The sequence below is a fragment of the Brevibacillus brevis genome (genome assembly GCF_022026395.1).
Taxonomy (GTDB): Bacteria; Bacillota; Bacilli; order Brevibacillales; family Brevibacillaceae; genus Brevibacillus.
In genome coordinates this window covers 6,081,923-6,100,338 of the sequence record NZ_CP041767.1, presented here as the reverse complement: position 1 = coordinate 6,100,338, position 18,416 = coordinate 6,081,923, and the positions used below count along the sequence as shown (strand labels likewise).

General features: G+C 47.5%; 14 protein-coding genes and 1 pseudogene. 11 read left to right on the top strand and 4 right to left on the bottom strand.

What is annotated here, in order from left to right; translation table 11 throughout:
• Positions 1-9: 9 nt before the first annotated feature.
• Positions 10-3,081, bottom strand: coding sequence for a hybrid sensor histidine kinase/response regulator (locus FO446_RS28580; protein ID WP_237899709.1), 3,072 nt, complete (start codon positions 3,079-3,081; stop codon positions 10-12).
• Positions 3,082-3,245: 164 nt separating this feature from the next.
• Here FO446_RS28580 and FO446_RS29135 point away from each other — a divergent pair.
• Positions 3,246-3,338: pseudogene (locus tag FO446_RS29135) on the top strand (hypothetical protein); the annotation flags it as partial.
• A gap of 10 nt (positions 3,339-3,348) precedes the next feature.
• On the top strand, positions 3,349-3,693 hold the full coding sequence (locus tag FO446_RS28575) for an S-layer homology domain-containing protein (RefSeq protein WP_173611677.1): 345 nt from the start codon (positions 3,349-3,351) through the stop codon (positions 3,691-3,693).
• Positions 3,694-3,791: 98 nt separating this feature from the next.
• On the opposite strand, the gene FO446_RS28570 is transcribed toward FO446_RS28575, so the two are convergent.
• Positions 3,792-4,166 carry a hypothetical protein gene (locus FO446_RS28570; RefSeq protein WP_173611678.1) on the bottom strand — a complete coding sequence of 125 codons (375 nt, stop codon included), beginning with the start codon at positions 4,164-4,166 and terminating at the stop codon, positions 3,792-3,794.
• A gap of 52 nt (positions 4,167-4,218) precedes the next feature.
• Between FO446_RS28570 and FO446_RS28565 the strand changes: the two genes are divergently transcribed.
• The 3 genes from FO446_RS28565 (at position 4,219) to cysI (ending at position 8,875) form a co-directional block, all read left to right on the top strand.
• Positions 4,219-5,022: a class I SAM-dependent methyltransferase gene (locus FO446_RS28565; RefSeq protein ID WP_237899708.1), complete on the top strand. Its 804-nt coding sequence runs from the start codon at positions 4,219-4,221 to the stop codon at positions 5,020-5,022.
• A gap of 274 nt (positions 5,023-5,296) precedes the next feature.
• Positions 5,297-7,120, top strand: a complete 1,824-nt coding sequence (locus tag FO446_RS28560) for an assimilatory sulfite reductase (NADPH) flavoprotein subunit (protein WP_237899707.1) — start codon at positions 5,297-5,299, stop codon at positions 7,118-7,120.
• Positions 7,121-7,153: 33 nt separating this feature from the next.
• Positions 7,154-8,875 carry an assimilatory sulfite reductase (NADPH) hemoprotein subunit gene (gene cysI, locus FO446_RS28555; protein ID WP_173611680.1) on the top strand — a complete coding sequence of 574 codons (1,722 nt, stop codon included), beginning with the start codon at positions 7,154-7,156 and terminating at the stop codon, positions 8,873-8,875.
• 91 nt (positions 8,876-8,966) lie between these two features.
• Here the strand turns inward: cysI and FO446_RS28550 are convergent, their stop codons facing one another.
• Positions 8,967-10,346 carry an SMI1/KNR4 family protein gene (locus FO446_RS28550; RefSeq protein WP_237899706.1) on the bottom strand — a complete coding sequence of 460 codons (1,380 nt, stop codon included), beginning with the start codon at positions 10,344-10,346 and terminating at the stop codon, positions 8,967-8,969.
• 155 nt (positions 10,347-10,501) lie between these two features.
• Between FO446_RS28550 and FO446_RS28545 the strand changes: the two genes are divergently transcribed.
• Positions 10,502-10,948 (top strand): DMP19 family protein, encoded by a 447-nt coding sequence (locus FO446_RS28545; protein ID WP_173611682.1) that lies wholly within the window; start codon positions 10,502-10,504, stop codon positions 10,946-10,948.
• A 38-nt stretch (positions 10,949-10,986) separates the two neighbouring features.
• On the opposite strand, the gene FO446_RS28540 is transcribed toward FO446_RS28545, so the two are convergent.
• Positions 10,987-11,535: a hypothetical protein gene (locus FO446_RS28540; protein WP_237899705.1), complete on the bottom strand. Its 549-nt coding sequence runs from the start codon at positions 11,533-11,535 to the stop codon at positions 10,987-10,989.
• A gap of 361 nt (positions 11,536-11,896) precedes the next feature.
• Here FO446_RS28540 and FO446_RS28535 point away from each other — a divergent pair, with 361 nt between their 5' ends.
• From FO446_RS28535 to FO446_RS28515, 5 genes are all read left to right on the top strand, one after another.
• Positions 11,897-13,396, top strand: a complete 1,500-nt coding sequence (locus FO446_RS28535; protein WP_173611684.1) for a malate:quinone oxidoreductase — start codon at positions 11,897-11,899, stop codon at positions 13,394-13,396.
• Between the two features lie 216 nt (positions 13,397-13,612).
• On the top strand, positions 13,613-14,578 hold the full coding sequence (locus FO446_RS28530; RefSeq protein WP_221868672.1) for an ABC transporter substrate-binding protein: 966 nt from the start codon (positions 13,613-13,615) through the stop codon (positions 14,576-14,578).
• Positions 14,579-14,779: 201 nt separating this feature from the next.
• Positions 14,780-15,535, top strand: a complete 756-nt coding sequence (locus tag FO446_RS28525) for a DeoR/GlpR family DNA-binding transcription regulator (RefSeq protein WP_237899704.1) — start codon at positions 14,780-14,782, stop codon at positions 15,533-15,535.
• Entirely contained in the window at positions 15,532-16,443 is a 912-nt protein-coding gene (gene pfkB / locus FO446_RS28520) for a 1-phosphofructokinase (RefSeq protein WP_237899703.1), read from the top strand. Before FO446_RS28525 ends, pfkB begins: the two co-directional genes overlap by 4 nt.
• 16 nt (positions 16,444-16,459) lie before the next feature.
• Positions 16,460-18,400: a PTS fructose transporter subunit IIABC gene (locus FO446_RS28515; RefSeq protein WP_237899702.1), complete on the top strand. Its 1,941-nt coding sequence runs from the start codon at positions 16,460-16,462 to the stop codon at positions 18,398-18,400.
• Positions 18,401-18,416 lie beyond the last annotated feature (16 nt).

Below are 18,416 nucleotides of genomic sequence, written 5' to 3'. Positions count from 1 at the left end.
GCTTATTCCTTATTTCGGGATTCTAAAAGTGACGTTCGTACCTTGTTCAGGTGAGCTATCAATCATTAATCCCTGGTTATATAGTTGTTTTAGACGCCGTTCAATATTTCGCAGACCTACGCTTGCTCTTTTTTTGCCATGCCTTGTTTGGCTGAAAAGTTGATTCAGATCTTCCTCTGTTATCCCTTCCCCATCGTCTTGGATTGAAACTTCGAAATACTCCTCTTTGTCTTTGATGTGAATCCAGAGTGTTCCTCCACTTGTGCGTTGCATTAAGCCGTGTTTGATTGCATTTTCGACTAGTGGTTGTATGGATAAGGGCGGTAAGCCAAAATCAAGATCAGGGTCCAGATCCCATTCCACTTGCAATCGATCGCCAAATCGTTGCTTCTCGATATACAAATAAGATCGAACGAGATCAAGTTCATCGTGAAGCGAAATAATGGGTTCAGAATTATGAAAGTCGAAGCTCAAACGCAAATAGTTGCTAAACTCATCAAGCAGTGCCTGCATTTTCGTGAAGTCCTGGAGTCCCAAGGCGGCAATTGAATTCAATGCGTTAAATAAAAAATGAGGTTCGATTTGTGATTGTAACCATGCTCCTTCCATACGCAAACGTTCATCGAAGGATATTTTAAACTCTGTTAAGGCTTTTACTCTCGCCTTTAATTCCCAAGCATCGACGGGTTTCTTAACATAGTCGTTCGCCCCTGCTTGAAAGCCGGCTACAATATCCTCGGAGCGATTGCGCGCGGTCAAGAGCAGGACAGGCAGTTCTAAAACAGAGAATCGTTCCCGGATGATGCGTGTTAGTTCATAGCCGGATACGTGAGGCATCATGACGTCTGAGATGACCAGATCCACCGGTTTGCGTTCCAGTATGGACAGGGCTTGCTGAGCGCTGGTTGCCGTACTTACTTCATATTGATCTGATTCAAGCATTTTGCGGAGGATGTTCAGGTTAATACTGTCGTCATCCACAACGATAATTTTTGCTTTTCTATTCATAGAAGAAACCGTTTCTATCGGTGTCGTGATTCGATCCGTCGTTGCAGCGACCATTTCTAGGGAAGTCTGCATCCATGTCTGAGCGCTGTTTTCTTCTATTGGAACGGAATCTGTAGCTAGTGGGAGTGTAAAGGTAAAGGCAGAGCCTTTTCCCAGGGTGGACTGAACCGATAGCGTACCGCCGTGCAGCTCGACCAACTGTTTGGAAATATGTAAGCCAAGCCCGAATCCGCCACTTGCTCTGATTGAATTCAGTTCCGCTTGTTCATAAGGTTGAAAAATGGTTTGCAAAGCTTTTTCCTCGATACCAACCCCAGTATCCTCTACTTGGATATGCGCAAATCCGTTAGACGTTGTCGCGCGAATTGTGATGGTTCCTTCATCTGTAAATTTAATGGCGTTATGCACCAAATTGAAAAGAATTTGAATCAGCCGGTTTTCATCTCCCCGAACAGAAGGAAACGAATCGTCTATTTCCACTTTTAAAGCAATCGGCTTTCCGTCCAGCATCAGTTTCGCCATATCGAAAACACCAGCGAAGATAGACTGCAGGTTTAATTTTTTCTCATGCAGGCGAATGGTGTTCTCTTTTAATCGGGTTACATCCAGCAGATCATCTAGCATGAGCGTCAGACGTCTACTGACATGCAGGAGAATATCCAGACGCTTTTTGTGTTCTTCATGAAGGGGATTGTTTTTATCCTCGATAATCGCTTGTGTGATATTGATGATGCCGTGTAATGGGTTTCTCAGTTCATGAGAAGTATTCACCAAAAATTCGTCCTTGCGCTTATCCTCTTGCTGTAATTTCTCAGCAAGATGTTTCGTCTCAGTCGTTGCCCGGAAAAATCGTCTAAACCAATATGCCGCAAAAGCAAGTACGGCAAAGATCAGGTTGAAGGGGTAGTGAATAAATTCTAAGCCTAATATGCCATAAGCAATCGTCCAGATCACATTCACCCCTACAAACAAGCAAGCTAGCAGGAGAAATATAATGTCTTCCTTGTCCCGAATGGCTTTCCAGAGTATGTAGGCAGAAATAAGGACGGATAGGAGCATCACGATAGAGAGCATTCTCACCGCTAAGATAGTTCCAGCAGGTACGAAGAGGATGAACATGGCGTATAAGCTGCACAAGCCACCGAAACCTTGTAAAATCCTTCTGTTCAGATAGGCAGGAAGTAGATGATGAAACAAGGCAGGTATGAAGGCGACTGCACCAACATAGACGAGATACGTCAACTTAACTGTCCAATCATAATCGAGTTGCAACCAGACAAATAACAACTTGTCATCGGCTGTCACCACAGTCAATACTCCACAAATCATGACCAAAGAGAAATATACCAAGCCTTTATTTCTGGCACCCAAGAAGTACAGGAGCAAGGCATATAAACTATGGATCAGAAACACGACGAGTAATAATAATTGCAAACTGATGGAGAGGATCGTCCGCATCTGTACTGCATCTATCGTACCGAAGCGAATGGGTTTTGTGATTCCTCCTGCTCCGGCATCATTGGAAGCATGGATAACCAACTCTATTTGGCCTTGTTCTGGTGTCAGTTTGACAGTATAGGGGATATTGCGTGCTTGGTGCTCTATGAAGCTGGTTGCCGGGTGTCCCACCTGGGATACTAACTTCCCATTGGCATAGATGGCCGAGGCAGTTCGAAGCTCATTGATCCTGATCCCAAGTGTCTGTTCCTGTTCCGGATCAAGCAAGATGCGTAGTCGATACGTGCCGAAGCGGAACGAGTCCGGTATACCTTCCTCCTCAACAAATGCTTCATCCCATCGATTGGGCACTTGGAGGTATGTCTTTTCCTCAGGTTTCTTAAGAACGTTTCCCTCTATGAACTGAGAAGGGTAGAACTCCCACTCCCCATCCAACCGTAATGTTTGGTATCCCGAGAATTCCCACCCGCGTAAATCAAGCACCCCTTGTACAGCGACTGGTTTTTCAGCGTAGTCAAAGGTGGTGAGAAAACTCATCCAGAGTAAGCGAATGGCTGTCACCATTAGTAGAGCAACAACGATCATTTTCGTCCATTTCCAGGCGACTGTTTTCATTTCATTCCGTACCCTCAATTCGTAATAGTAGCAACCTCTTAATCCCCCAATTATGGATGTAAGTCATGCCCCCCTCTAGGTTCGGTTATTAGCAAGTTGAAGAACAGGTTGGCAATAAACAATACTTGTCTATGTTTGGGACAGTTTCATTATTCTCATAAAGAATAGTTTTCGACAAGATATTCAGGACACCTCTTAAAAACAATCCTTGGGCGGCAGATGCGATTAGAAGAGCGAATGAAGCAGGGCTGATGAACGATTTTTCGAATGGCACGTTCAATCCGGGAGGCGGAATCACGCAAGGAAATGGCGACCATCGTATACAAATATCTGGGATTAAATGGAGACGGCATGCCGAACAACTTCTACGATGTGCCAGCAGATCACTGGGCAACTCAGATTATTGCGGCAGTAAGTAAAGAAGGCTACTTGGCCGGCTATCCTGATGGTACATTCCAACCCCAAAAGACATTGACTCGAGCAGAAACGGTCACCATCATCAATCGTTTGCTGAACCATTCGCAATTAAGTTCAGTAATAGGACAAAGCTGGCCGGATGTACCTCCAACTCATTGGGCGTACAAAGATATTGAAGCAGCAACCAAAAAGTAAAAAGAACTCTCTTTCCTAATCCAAGAAGACCGGAGTGCATATTTTATATGCTTCTCCGGTCTTTTTTGACTACTCTCATAATCGCTATGTATGAAGATTCATTCACATATACTGCAATTCGGGAAATTCCCTTGCAGGTAGGAATCCCATAGGTTATTGATAAATTCAATATTGATCTTGTTTTCAAACGCCTTGGAAATAAGACCAAAGTCATCTGACGCATACCCTGCCAGCTCTGAATTCTGGGTTATCCGAAAAGTTTGCTTGAATACAAATTCCCTAATTTCTCTGATCACAGTATTTTCAGAGGGGTCAATTTCATCAACTTTTTTGTAACCAGAACTCCATGCCGTATCAAATTCAACAGCATCCCTAGCGTCTAATTCAGCGTCCCAATCAACATCTTTATGGAAGACATTCTCTAAAAAACGGTCATGACTGATGATCGAAAGTATCTCACTCGCTGTTTTCAACGGAATTCTACCCCCTTCCATAATATACTAATGGGGATCGCTTTGTAGCACAATGGGATGTGACTCAGTTTTTGCAAACCTCAACAGGATCATTCATGGGTATCCGGCTTCTTTTACGTACTCGTTGCCGCGATCTGGGACATGGCAAATTCCCCTTGATTATAAGGGGAGCACTAGCGGATTTCGAGCATCTATTGTGGCCCGTGCTCGTTTTATTGAGGATTTGGTCACCGAACAGCTCGGGCAAGGCGTCACCCAGTACGTCATCCTCGGCGCTGGCCTCGACACCTTTGCTCAGCGCCGACCGAAAATCGCCTCTCAGATGCGGATCTTCGAGGTCGATCAGCCAGACACGCAGGGTTGGAAGAAGCAACGCTTGAGCGAGCTGGGCTTTGGCATCCCCGAGTGGTTACGATTTGTGCCTGTTGACTTTGAGGCAGGCTGGTCCTGGTGGGAGCAACTCAAGAACTCCGGCTTTGATGCTAGCCGACCAGCTGTGGTAGCATCCACTGGTGTCACTCAGTACCTTACCCAGGATGCGATTGTGGCTACGCTGCGTCAAGTAGCGACGCTTGCTCCGGGCTCCACGCTGGCTATGACGTTTTTGCTCCCCTTCAACTTTACAGAAACTAAGGAGCGGCCCGAAGTTGAAGAGGCAGAAAAGGGAGCGCGGTCAAGCGGCACGCCTTTCATTAGCTTTTTCACACCGCCGGAGATGCTGGCGCTGGCCCGCGAAGCAGGTTTTCGAGAAGTCCGGCATGTTTCCTCCGCAGAACTTAACCAGCGTTACTTTACTGGCCGCACCGATGGTCTTTCACTGCCAAACGGAGAAGAATTCCTGATCGCCACTACATAGAGTCGAGACTTATTTTGGTAGGGATAGAAAACTGCATGTAACTCTATTTGATTAGCTACGGTGTCTTTCAGATAACCGTAGCTTTTTCTATGGTACCACCCCGGTTCCTACTCTGTGGACCGGGCCTTTTTATGCTGTTTTCCAACGATTAGTAAAACTTATGATGACAATAACGAATTCCAATTGCTCGGATTCTACTCGCTGTGGTAGCTTAAAGTAAATAATCATATAAGATTACTCGGAATTAATTTTTTCTCGTGTGAGGTGCATATCGTTGGTACTTAAGGTGACAGACAGTCCTTTCAGTCAGGAACAAGTAGAGCTCCTAAATCGGTTGTTGCCTACGCTTTCGGAGGTGCAAAAGGTTTGGCTGAGCGGGTATCTTGCAGCTCTTCACAAAGTGGAAGCACCGATGTCCGCTGGGTTTCCAGCCACTTCAGCTACGAATGGGCAAGTCATTTCCAAAGAGGTGACAGTGCTTTTCGGGTCTCAGTCCGGGAACAGCCAAAAGCTGGCCAAGGTGCTGACTGGAAAGCTTCAGGAGCACGGCTTCCACGTAACTCTTTCCTCTATGAGCGACTTCAAGACGAATGCGTTGAAAAAGGTTGAAAACCTGCTTGTCGTGGTAAGCACACACGGGGATGGTGAACCACCCGATAACGCCATCTCCTTCCATGAGTTCCTGCACAGCAAAAGAGCGCCTAAATTGGAGGGCCTGCGTTTTTCTGTGCTGGCATTGGGCGATACCTCCTATGAATTGTTCTGCCAAACTGGCAAAGAGTTCGACAAGCGGTTGGAAGAGCTAGGCGGCAAGCGTCTAACTCCACGGGTCGATTGCGATGTGGATTACGATGAACAAGCCTCTGAATGGATGAATCAGGTCCTGGCCTCTCTGAGCGAAACTACGGCGACCCAAGTTGCTGCTGCAAGCGCAATCGTGAGCGGTGCAGTGGGGTCAGGGTCACAGACCGAATATTCACGATCCAATCCATTTCAGGCTGTGGTCTTGGAGAACTTGAATCTGAACGGACGGGGATCAGATAAGGAAACCCGTCACTTGGAAATCTCCCTTGAGGGTTCCAATCTCGAGTATGAACCGGGTGATTGTTTGGGGATCTATCCTAAAAATCATCCTGGCCTTGTCCGTGAGCTGATTGACGCAATGGGTTGGAAGCCGGAAGAGCTTGTTACGATAAACAAAAACGGGGAAGAGCTCCCGTTGGAAGAGGCCTTGTCCAGTCATTTTGAAATCACGGTTCTCACCAAGCCTCTCTTGGAACAAGCGGGAAAGCTATCATCAGGAACCGGGTTACAGGAACTGCTTGCGGAAGGACAGGAGCAAAAGCTTCGTGATTATGTTCGAAATCGCGATTTGCTAGATCTGGTGGAGGACTACGATTTGAAGGGCGTGCCTGCCAAAGAATTTGTCTCCATCCTGAGAAAGCTACCGCCGCGTCTCTATTCGATCTCAAGCAGCTTAAAGTCCTACCCGGACGAAGTTCATCTGACAATTCGCAATGTTCACTATCAGGCTAATGGCCGAGATCGCTACGGCGTTTGCTCCAGCTATATCGCGGATCGTTTGGAGACGGGTGATACGCTGCCAGTATTTGTTCAGCATAACCCCAACTTTAAGCTACCGGCTAACCCGGACATTCCGCTGATCATGATTGGTCCCGGAACGGGTGTCGCTCCATTCCGCGCTTTTCTGGGGGAACGGGAGGAGCTTGGAGCGACGGGCAAGACATGGCTTTTCTTTGGTGACCAGCATTTCTCCACAGATTTTCTTTATCAGCTCGAATGGCAGCGTTGGCTCAAACAGGGCGTACTGACGCATATGGATGTCGCGTTCTCTCGAGATACGAGCGAAAAAGTGTATGTTCAGCACCGGATGCTTGAAAAGAGCAAAGAGCTTTACCAATGGCTGCGGGATGGGGCGCACGTTTACGTATGCGGAGACGAGAAAAAGATGGCGCACGACGTTCACGCTGCCCTGGTCAGCATTCTTCAACAAGAGGGCGGACTTGATTCAGAGGAAGCTGTTGCGTATTTGAAACGGATGCAGCAGGAAAAACGCTATCAGCGAGATGTCTACTGAGTGTTGAGAAAGAATGAGAGGGGAGATGTAACCATGTCAGAAAATCATTTGCTTTCGCCAAACAGTGCTCCTCACAGCGATGTAGAGGACATTAAACGCCGAAGCGATTACTTGCGGGGAAGTCTGGCGGAAACGCTGGAAGACAGGATTTCTGGGTCGATTCCTGAGGATGATAATCGCTTGATGAAATTTCATGGCAGCTACATGCAGGATGACCGGGATCTTCGCAACGAACGGAGCAAACAGAAGCTGGAGCCAGCCTATCAATTCATGGTGCGTGTGCGTGCCGCTGGTGGCGTTGTCACGCCAGAGCAATGGCTCATGATGGACGATATCGCCCAGCAGTTTGCGAATGGGACGATTCGCCTGACGACTCGTCAGTCTTTTCAACTGCATGGCGTGATTAAGTGGAATATGAAGCAGGTGATTCAAGAAGTAAACGAGGCCTTGTTAAGTACATTGGCTGCTTGTGGGGACGTCAACCGCAATGTCATGTGCAATCCAAATCCGTACGAGTCGGAAGTTCATCAAGAGGTTTACGAGTGGGCCAAAAAAATAAGCAATCATCTGGACCCCCGAACCCGCGCCTATCATGAAATCTGGCTGGATGAGGAAAAGGTTGTCGACAGTCGGGATGGGGTAGAGCAAGAACCGATCTACGGCCCTGTCTATCTGCCGCGCAAGTTTAAGATCGGCATCGCCGTACCGCCTGCCAATGATGTTGACGTTTTTTCACAGGATTTGGGCTTTATCGCCATTCATGAGGAAGGTCGATTGCTGGGCTTCAACGTAGCGGTCGGGGGCGGAATGGGAATGACCCACGGCGATCCCAAAACGTATCCGCAGGTGGCGCGGGTAATCGGCTTCGTTACACCGGAACAAGTATTGGAGGTCGCCGAGAAAACGGTCATGATCCAGAGAGACTACGGGGATCGCGCGGTACGAAAGCACGCTCGGTTCAAATATACGATCGACGACCGCGGTATTGAATGGTTTATCCATGAACTGGAGCAGCGACTGGGCTGGGAGCTGGAGCAGGCACGCCCCTATCGCTTCGAGCATAATGGCGATCGCTACGGTTGGGTAAAAGGGAGCGACGATAACTGGCATTTTACCCTTTTCATTCAGAATGGCCGTGTAAAAGACGAGGACAACTACCTCCTGAAGTCTGGCCTGCGGGAAATTGCTAAGGTGCATACAGGGGATTTCCGCCTGACGCCGAATCAGAATCTCCTCATTGGAAATGTCACCAGTGAAAAGAAGCCGGAAATTGAACAGATCATTCAAGCATACGGGCTCACCGATGGAGCTGCCTATTCTGCACTGCGGAGAAACTCCATGGCTTGTGTTTCGTTGCCGACTTGCGGACTCGCGATGGCTGAGGCAGAGCGTTATTTGCCTACATTGCTGGATGAGATCGAGCTGATCTTGGATGAGGCGGGTTTGCGCGATGAGGAGATCGTCATTCGCATGACAGGATGCCCAAATGGATGCGCAAGACCTGCACTCGCGGAAATCTCTTTTATTGGGAAGGCTGTCGGTAAATACAACATGTATTTGGGCGGTGGTTTCTCCGGGAATCGATTGAACAAGCTGTATCGTGAAAACATCGGAGAAGCAGAAATACTGAATGAACTGCGGCCGATCTTAAATCGGTATGCGAAAGAACGTGAGGAAGGCGAACATTTCGGAGATTTCGTCATTCGGGCAGGGTATGTGAAAGAGGTCAGATCAGGGCTCGATTTTCATGAGTAGTACGGCATAGCAATCAGGGATTCGCTCGCAATCAGTGGAAATAAAAGAAGAGCCCGCGACCATGTGGGCTCTTTGTTGCTTCCCAAGTATTTTAGGCTTCTCGCAGCTGCTGAATCACTTCCGCAGCGAACTGATCTGTAAAACGGATGTGTCCATTTTCCTGTACGATCCGGCCTTCCTCCTTGCGACGATCCAGCCATTCGCTAATCCAGCCCGGAGCATAGCCGCCTTGACCGAATTCCCCGCCAAAGGCAATCATTTTCTCATAGACAGCGAGGTACTGTTCACGAGTGGTATCGGGGTATGACTTTGTGTATAGCCAAAACTGCACATCGTACATCAGATACGAGAGTTCATCCGCATGAAAAGAGAAAAAGCCTTTTTCCTCTACAATCCGTGTACAAATGCTGCGTATTTTCTGTTCAATTTGTTCCACTTCCGATACGGGCGTGCACAGCTCCTCCAGCAAAGAAGAGAATTTCCCGTGGGCTACTTTGTAAAGAGCCGCTTCCTTGTCCTCCTCGGAGGTATCGTATTCTTCTTCGTTCACCAAGCCTCTGATAAACGCCTCGAAATTTTCAGCCAAGAACGTAATTTCATAATCGCTTTCCTGATCGACGTGGATGACTTCGGGTTCACCATCTCTACCGCATGCCCGGTAATCCAGCATCACTACGTCATGACCTGCTGAAGGACAATCGCAGATGACGACTCCAATGTCGGGATATCCCCATTCCTCAATCATAAATCGACTGCCAAGATCCCCACAGAGCGAATAGCTTTTCTCTCGACCAATGCCCAGAATACCCGTAATGGCAATGTGATCCTCAGCCCAGGAGGTAGGGTCTTCTGTTGGAAAGCACGTGTTCTTCGGAACGCCGCCATTTTGTTGCTTCATTAGTGCAAGATAGGAGGCAGGGAGTTTGTATCCCAGCTCTTCCTCAATCGATGCGATCAGTTCATCCGTGGGTGGCGCGGATTGATATGCCTTTTTCGCGTACTCGCTGTCATCCCAAAAGTCTTCAAGTGACATGTTTGAAAAAGGAACTTCCTCCGATGCTGAACCTTCAACAGCCGCTGCCCTTTTAGCAGCCATCCGAAGCTCTTGTCTTTGCTGCTTCTCCGCTTTTTGCAAGCTCCACCTTAACCATGATTCAGTATTCTGATTACCGGTTTCGAACTTGTCTGAGGTACGGAATGACTGTGCCGCCTCTTCAAATCGTTTCAAATGATAGAGGGCATAGCCTACCCGAAAGTGCCAGACTGGGTCTTGTTGACCTGCTTCAGCAATTTTCTTTAATTGGTTGAGAGCTTCTTCATATAGACCCAAGTTGTTATAAGCTCTTCCCAGTCGGCTGACCGCCTCATACTCTCGCTCCTCCTCAGGAACGGTTAGCAGCAAGTCCACAATTTGCTGGTGTTCGTCTTCTTCATGCCAGCAATTCAATTGTTCGATAAGTACCTGATCCATTGCAAACCTCCTAAACGATTCTTTTTCTTAGATCCCAGCCACGCGAATCTACCACCATCTACCAAATCATTATGTATTCATATAAGATTAATTTATTTCGTGTGATTTGTGCACATCTAATCTTGAAGGGATTAAACATTTAGGGGGCGTACATTTTGAGCAAGTTGGATATCCATGACGTATGGTTCGATTTTGCCGCTGCCTTTGTGCAGAAAAAGAATGCTTCGGGTTGGAACACACTGACCTCACAGGAACAAGAGATTGCCGCCTTATGGCTACTAGAAGCTGATGTATATAACGGCGGGTTTTTGCAGTTTTTTTGCAACTGGGGAGAAGAGGCATATATCTACGCGGTACGGGCCTTACAAGCCATCGGGGCAGTCCATGCACTCGAAATCGTCCAGTCGGGATATGCCTGCATCGAGCATCTATCGGAGGACAACCGCCTCACCCAACTCTGGGATATTCCACGGTTCCTTACAGAGGAAGAGGAAGAACGGCTGGATCAGCTTGATCAGAGCTTCTGGGAAGACCAGGATCGCATTGCAGAGGTTGCCCATCGATATTATGTACAGCAGCTAGGAATACCCACCCCATCATAAGGTGACGGGGGTGGGTACTATCAAAGAGACTCCGATACCTATTCGACAGTACTAACATCCTTTGACTGGAGCATAAGCAGCAGCTCTTGAATAGAGGGAGCGAGCTTATCATTCCCTTTCATAATCGCGGTAAAAACGGGAATGGCATCTTTTAGCAGCAAATAACTGAAGGAATAATAGCTGAAAAATGCTTCCTGCTCATAACCCCGCGGCTCCTCTTCTTCCCACCATAATTCATCGTCTTCCTCGTCCTCTGGCCACAAGTACTTTTCGTCCAATAGCTCGTTCATGGTCTCAACCGCATTTTGCGAATCCATTTCGTCCACGTTTATAGCAGAAGCTACAGCCAAGTACAACTGAATTTCCTGCGAAGAAACCTGCTCTGGTTGCTGTTTGGCAAGCTCCTGCAAGAGTATTAGCAGCACCCACGGCGTCGTCTGCCACAAGGTGCTTTGGTGCTCGATTAGATTGGCCAACTCCTCATATTGCCCGGTCTCTATAAGCCGAGGAATGTCCGTCCCTCTGCCATAGGCTGTCGTCAAACGCGGCCACGGAATGTTGTTCGTCAGGTGGGTCAAAGAGTTCATCTCCAGCTCTCCTTAGATATGAGATTAAGGCATCTGTTTTGCCGTTTTTTACCATTGGTAACGGGAAATTTATATGGTAAGCTCCTCACTGGTAAGAACAAACCAAATCCTAAACCCCTGCAAGAAACTGAGGCAAGACCATGATTTTTACGGGTTTATCAGGCACTGTTTGCGGAATCCTCCCTTTTTTACCAACATTAAATAGTTATTAATCCTCTAATTATAATAGATAATTGAATCAATAAATAATTTCTATGATATAGTTATAGTTGTGAAAGGTAAGATGTTTTCGTAGCGTCTTGCAACGGGGCAAGGAGCTACTACTTCTTTTTTACAAAAACAGTAGATAAGGAAGGGTATTATGAGCTCCATACAGCAAAAAACAGACGTTATTTTGATTGGTGCAGGTGTCATGAGCGCAACTCTGGGAGCATTACTGAAAGAATTGGCACCGGAGTTGGAAATCAAAGTTTTTGAGAAACTCGCAAAAGCAGGCGAAGAAAGCTCGAACGAATGGAATAATGCGGGTACTGGCCACGCGGCACTCTGTGAGCTGAACTATACATCCGAGAAAGCTGACGGGTCTATAGATATTAGCAAAGCCATTAAAATCAATGAACATTTTCAGCTGTCCAGACAATTCTGGGCTTACCTAGTAAAAAACAATCTCATCCAAAATCCGCAAGACTTTATTATGCCAATACCTCATATGAGTATGGTGCAAGGCGAAAAAAATGTAAGCTTTTTGAAAAAGCGTTTTGAAGCGCTGGCAAACAATCCTCTCTTTCAAGGGATGGAATACTCCGATGACCCTGAAAAACTGAAGGAATGGATTCCGCTCATCATGGAAGGCCGCGCATCGAATGAACCAATAGCTGCAACCAAAATCGATTCCGGTACGGATGTCAATTTTGGTGCTTTGACACGTATGTTGTTTGAATACTTGAAGACGAAAGACGTCTCGATTAACTACAACCATGCTGTTGAGGATATCAAACGTACGAGCGACGGCATGTGGAAATTGAAAGTGTACAATATGGGCACTGGTAACATCGAAGAGCATATTGCCAAATTCGTCTTTATCGGCGGTGGCGGCGGAAGCTTGCATCTGCTCCAAAAAACCGGTATTCCAGAGTCCAAGCATATCGGCGGTTTCCCGGTAAGCGGATTGTTTATGGTTTGTAAAAATCAGGAAGTGGTTGAGCAGCACCATGCAAAAGTGTACGGTAAAGCTAAGGTCGGCGCTCCTCCAATGTCGGTACCGCATCTGGATACCAGATACATCGACAACAAAAAATCCTTGCTGTTTGGACCTTTTGCGGGATTCTCGCCAAAGTTCTTAAAAACAGGTTCCAATATGGATTTGATCACTTCCGTAAAGCCGAACAACGTTATGACGATGTTGGCGGCAGGCGTAAAAGAAATGGCATTGACCAAATACCTGATCGAGCAAGTAATGTTATCGCATGAAAAGCGCATGGAAGAACTACGAGAGTTCATTCCAAATGCGAAAAGCGAGGATTGGGATATCGTGGTAGCGGGCCAACGCGTGCAAGTTATCAAGGATACACCAGCGGGTAAAGGTACTCTTCAATTTGGTACAGAAGTGGTTAGTGCCGCTGATGGCTCCGTAGCTGCATTGCTCGGCGCATCTCCAGGTGCTTCTACAGCTGTCCAGGTTATGCTTGAGGTATTAGAAAAATGCTTCCCGCAACGTATGGCAGAGTGGGAACCGAAAATCAAAGAAATGATTCCTTCTTATGGCGTGTCACTCATGCAAAACCAAGAGCTTCTCCACGAGATTCAACGTTCGACAGACGAGGCGCTGGGTCTAAGCAAAAAGGAACTGGCTTATAGTTAATTAGTTAATAGCAATCTTACAGTGAACCTTCGATCCGTTTTTGGATTGGAGGTTCTTTTTTTCATAGGAGGCTAAAGGACAAAATTCAAGAGGAAAGCAGAGCAAGGATGAAAAGCTTGAAAAAATAAAAAGAAATAAATATACTATACTGTGCTACGATATAATGAAAATGATTATCATTACCAAAAAGAGAATAGGAATGGGAGACACTGATTTATGAAAAAGAATAGCACTAATTTGTTCGCAGCACTTTCTTTCATTCTGGCAAGCTGCTTGTTCCTCACCGGCTGCGGTGCTAGCCAGGAACAAATGTCTACTGCCGGTAACAATCAATCATCTGCACAGCGGGTCATTGAACACTATTCCGGAAAAACGACGATAAAAGGGGAGCCAAAGAAAATTGCAGTGCTTGATTATCGGCTGGCTGACTCTCTTTACGCTCTTGGCATCAAGCCCTATGCCATGGCATCCTACCAGGGAGAAACGAACTTGGAATACATGGAGGGGAACCCGTTTGAAGGCGTGAAAAATCTGGGAGATGACCCGAATCTGGAAGCCATTCTGGAGGCAGAACCTGATTTGATCATAGGCAGGGAAGTCCATGCTAAAATTTATGACGAAGCATCAAAAATAGCTCCCACAATCATTTTACCAGACCAGGATGATTGGCGACTTGCTTTCCGTGAATTAGCGAGCATGCTTGGCAAGGAAAAGGAAGCTGACACATGGTTGGCACGTTATGATCAAAAAGCCGAGGAAGCCAAGAAAAAGCTGGCGAAAAAAGTTGGCAAAGATGAAACTGTGCTCTACATGCGGGTCATGGCAAAAGAATATCGGGTTTACGGACCGAATCAACTGTTTGGCGCGACGCTTGCCCGCGATTTGGGATTGAAGCCGTTGCCGCAAGTGGAAGCTATGAAAAAGTTTGAAGTTATTTCTATGGAAAAATTGCCGGAGCTGAATCCAGATCATATTTTCATTCAGGTCGGAAATTCAGCCAAAGGTCCAGACAAAGAATCCGATAAGAGATTCCAAGAGTTGACTAACAGCGAATTATGGAAGCAGTTAAAAGCAGTCAAAAACAATCATGTATATGTCGTTCCTCACTGGATCATCAGTGATTTCCCCCACATCAAGGAGAAATCGATAGAGCTTGTCCTTGAAAAAATGAAAGCAGAGTAAGTCAGGACCGCGTTCATTCGGCAAGCTAAGTTTATGCATAGATTCATATGGAAGCCACTCCGATGATTTGGGGTGGCTTTGTCTGTTATCCGAAGGAGTGAACGATCCCTGACTGATTGTGACTATTAATGATTGTTTTTGATTGAATTTGGATGTATAATCAAAATCAATCCTGGTGCAACTAGGAGAAGGGAGGATACGATGCTAACCCCTGAACGTCATCAACTGATAGTAGCTTTAGTGAAAGAAAAAGATATTGTGCGCATTCATGAGCTTGTGGAAGCAACTGGGGCATCGGAATCGACGATCCGGCGAGATTTAAGCGAATTGGAAGAACAGCGCTTGCTTAAACGCGTGCACGGCGGGGCGTCTGTGCTGCAGAGCAAAATCGAAGAGCCGACGATTCTGGAAAAATCAGTCAAACATGAGCGGGAGAAACTGGCGATTGCCAAATATGCCGCCAGTTTGATAAAACCACACGACTCGATTTTCATCGATGCGGGAACTACGACGTATCAGATGCTGCCCTATTTACCTTACGAAAATATTATGGTCGTTACCAACGGGGTGGACATTGCCCTTCAGCTTATCAAACGAAACACTAGAACGATCCTGCTGGGCGGAGAATTGAAAGCGGCTACACTGTCGATGGTGGGGCGTGATGCGATTACTGCACTCAGTCAATACCGATTCGACAAATGCTTTCTCGGAACCAACGGCATTGACCAGCATCACGGTCTGACCACACCTGACCCAGATGAGGCATACGTCAAGCAACTGGCCTTGCAGTTTTCTGACGAGCGATTTGTCTTGACCGACTCTGACAAGTTTTCCAGGGTCACCTTTGCCAAAGTAGGAGACCTGCAAGGCATCACGGTAATCACGGATGACGGTTTGAGCGAAGAGGAACAACAAGTTTACGGCAGACTATCAACTCTTAAAGTGGTGAAAGCATGATTTACACAGTAACCCTGAACCCATCGATTGACTACCACTTGTGGATCACTGCTCTGTCGCAAGGAACCATTCATCAGGCGCAAAAAGAGTGGAAGGTCGCTGGCGGAAAAGGCATAAATGTATCAAAGGTTCTCCGCATACTCGGGGAAAACAGCACGGCGCTGGGGTTTGTCGGTGGGTTTACGGGAGCGTTTATTCAACAGCAGATCGAGCAAGCCGACATCTCTCATGACTTGATCCAAATCGGACAGGATTCCAGAATCAATTTAAAAATAAAGGCGCAGACCGAAACGGATATCAGCGGAGTCTCGCCGGACATCCCGGAAGAAGCGCTCCAAAAGCTGATGCAACAGATCGACAGCTTGCAAAGCGGCGATTATCTGGTACTCGCGGGAAGCGTGCCGAAAAGCTTGCCGTCTGATATGTACCAGACGATCATGAACCGGCTGCGTGGCAAGGGCGTACGTATCTTCCTCGATGCAAAGGGGAAAGCGCTTGAAACCGGTTTGTCGGAAGAGCCGTTTCTCATCAAGCCCAATCATCATGAGTTGGGGGAACTGTTTGGGGTGACGATTGCCACACCAGCAGAGGCGATCGACATGGCGCGTAAGTCTTTGCAAATGGGCGCACAGAACGTCATCGTGTCGATGGCTGGTCAGGGTGCTGTATTTGTCAATCGGCAAGCGGCCTATGTCGCCCAGATTCCGCAGCGCAAACCAGTCAATTCAATCGGTGCCGGAGACTCGATGGTTGCTGGTTTCCTTTATGGCTATAGGCAGGGAATGGATACGGAAGCGGCGTTTCGTTTTGCTGTCGCCGCTGGGAGCACGACTGCCCTGTCGGAAGGCTTCTGTACACATGAAAAGATAAAAGCATTTCTTCCGGAAATCACAATAACCGCCATTTGATAAAGGGGGTTCAACGATGAATAACGAGATTCGCATTGCCGATTTGCTAAAAGCTGAAACGATTCTTTTCCCTCTGTCTGCTTCCTCCAAGGAAGCGGTCTTAGATGAGTTGATTGAAAAATTGGACGAAGCTGGACGGCTCAACAGCAAGGAAGAAATGAAGCAGGCCATTCTCGCCCGCGAGGCACAAGGCTCCACCGGAATTGGAGAAGGAATCGCCATCCCGCATGCCAAGACAGCAGCAGTCAAAACTCCTAGCATTGCGTACGGTTTTTCCAAAGAGGGTGTTGATTTTGACTCGTTGGATAACCAAAAAGCACATCTTTTCTTCATGATTGCGGCTACCGAGAACGCCAACCAGGCCCATCTCGAAACGTTGGCATTGCTTTCTCAGATGCTCATGGATGAAGCATTTCGTCAGGAGCTGACGCGCGCAGAAACCAAGGAACAGGTTCTCGAGATTATCACGCGCAAAGAAAAAGAAATCCAGGGCGAAAATGAAAGCGTTGTAGAGAGCAAGGAGCTAGAAGAGCAACAGGAAAGACAAGAGACCTCAAAGAAACAGCCGATAAAAGTAGTTGCGGTAACCGCTTGCCCGACCGGGATCGCCCATACGTACATGGCCGCCGATGCGCTGAAGAAAAAAGCAGCAGAGCTGGGGATTGCCATCAAGGTAGAGACGAACGGTTCCGGGGGTGTGAAAAACAAGCTTTCTTTGCAGGATATTGAGGAAGCGACAGCGGTGATTGTAGCTGCTGACAAGCAAGTAGAGATGGAACGCTTTGCTGGCAAGATCGTGATTGAAGTGCCGGTTGCGGAAGGGATACGCAATACCGAAGAACTGCTTCAGCGCGCAGTAGAGCAAAAGGGAAGCATTTACCGCGGAGGCGGGACCAGCTATCAGGACGATATCCAAGAAGCAAAGGCGGAGAAAAAAGCGAAGCAGCCTGCTTTTTACAAGCACCTGATGAACGGTGTATCCAACATGCTCCCGTTTGTCGTGGGTGGCGGGATTATCATTGCGCTAAGCTTTATGTTTGGGATCAAGGCGTTTGATCCAAACGATCCGTCCTTCCATCCGCTGGCTAAAGTCCTGATGGATATCGGTGGAGGAACTGCGTTCAAGCTGATGATCCCGGTATTGGCCGGGTTTATCGCCAAGAGCATCGCTGACCGCCCGGGTTTTGCTCCCGGTATGGTAGGAGGCTTGTTGGCGGCTACTTCCGGCTCGGGGTTCCTCGGAGGAATCATCGCAGGGTTCCTGGCCGGATATATTGTGGTCGGATTGAAAAAAGTGTTGGCTGGACTACCGGAATCGTTAGAAGGTATCAAGCCGATGCTGTTGTATCCGCTGCTTGGGATTTTGCTTACAGGCTTTGTCATGGTGTACGTAGTATCTGACCCGATCGCTGCCGCCAATACGGCGCTGAGTGACTGGTTGAAAAACATGGGCACTGGTAACGCCGTCATCCTTGGTGTGATTTTGGGTGCAATGATGGCCTTTGACATGGGTGGCCCTGTCAACAAAGCAGCATTTACGTTTGGGATTGCGATGATTGCTGATGGAAACTATACCCCTCACGCAGCCATTATGGCGGCAGGGATGACTCCACCGCTCGGAATCGCTTTGGCGACGACGTTGTTCAAGAAGAAATTTACCACGGAAGAGCGGCAGGCGGGTAAAACCGCTTACGTCCTGGGAGCATCCTTCATTACGGAGGGGGCGATCCCGTTTGCGGCGGCTGATCCGACACGCGTCATTCCTTCGCTCGTAGTTGGCTCTGCCGTAGCTGGCGGGTTATCGATGCTGTTTGGGTGCACATTGCCAGCCCCTCATGGCGGAATATTCGTTTTGCCGGTAATCGGCAACTGGCCGCTTTACCTTGTTTCCATTCTTGCCGGAACAATGGTTACGGCACTCATGCTAAAAGTTCTGAAAAAAGATGCGGTAGAGTAAAAGGAGCTGGAACCAG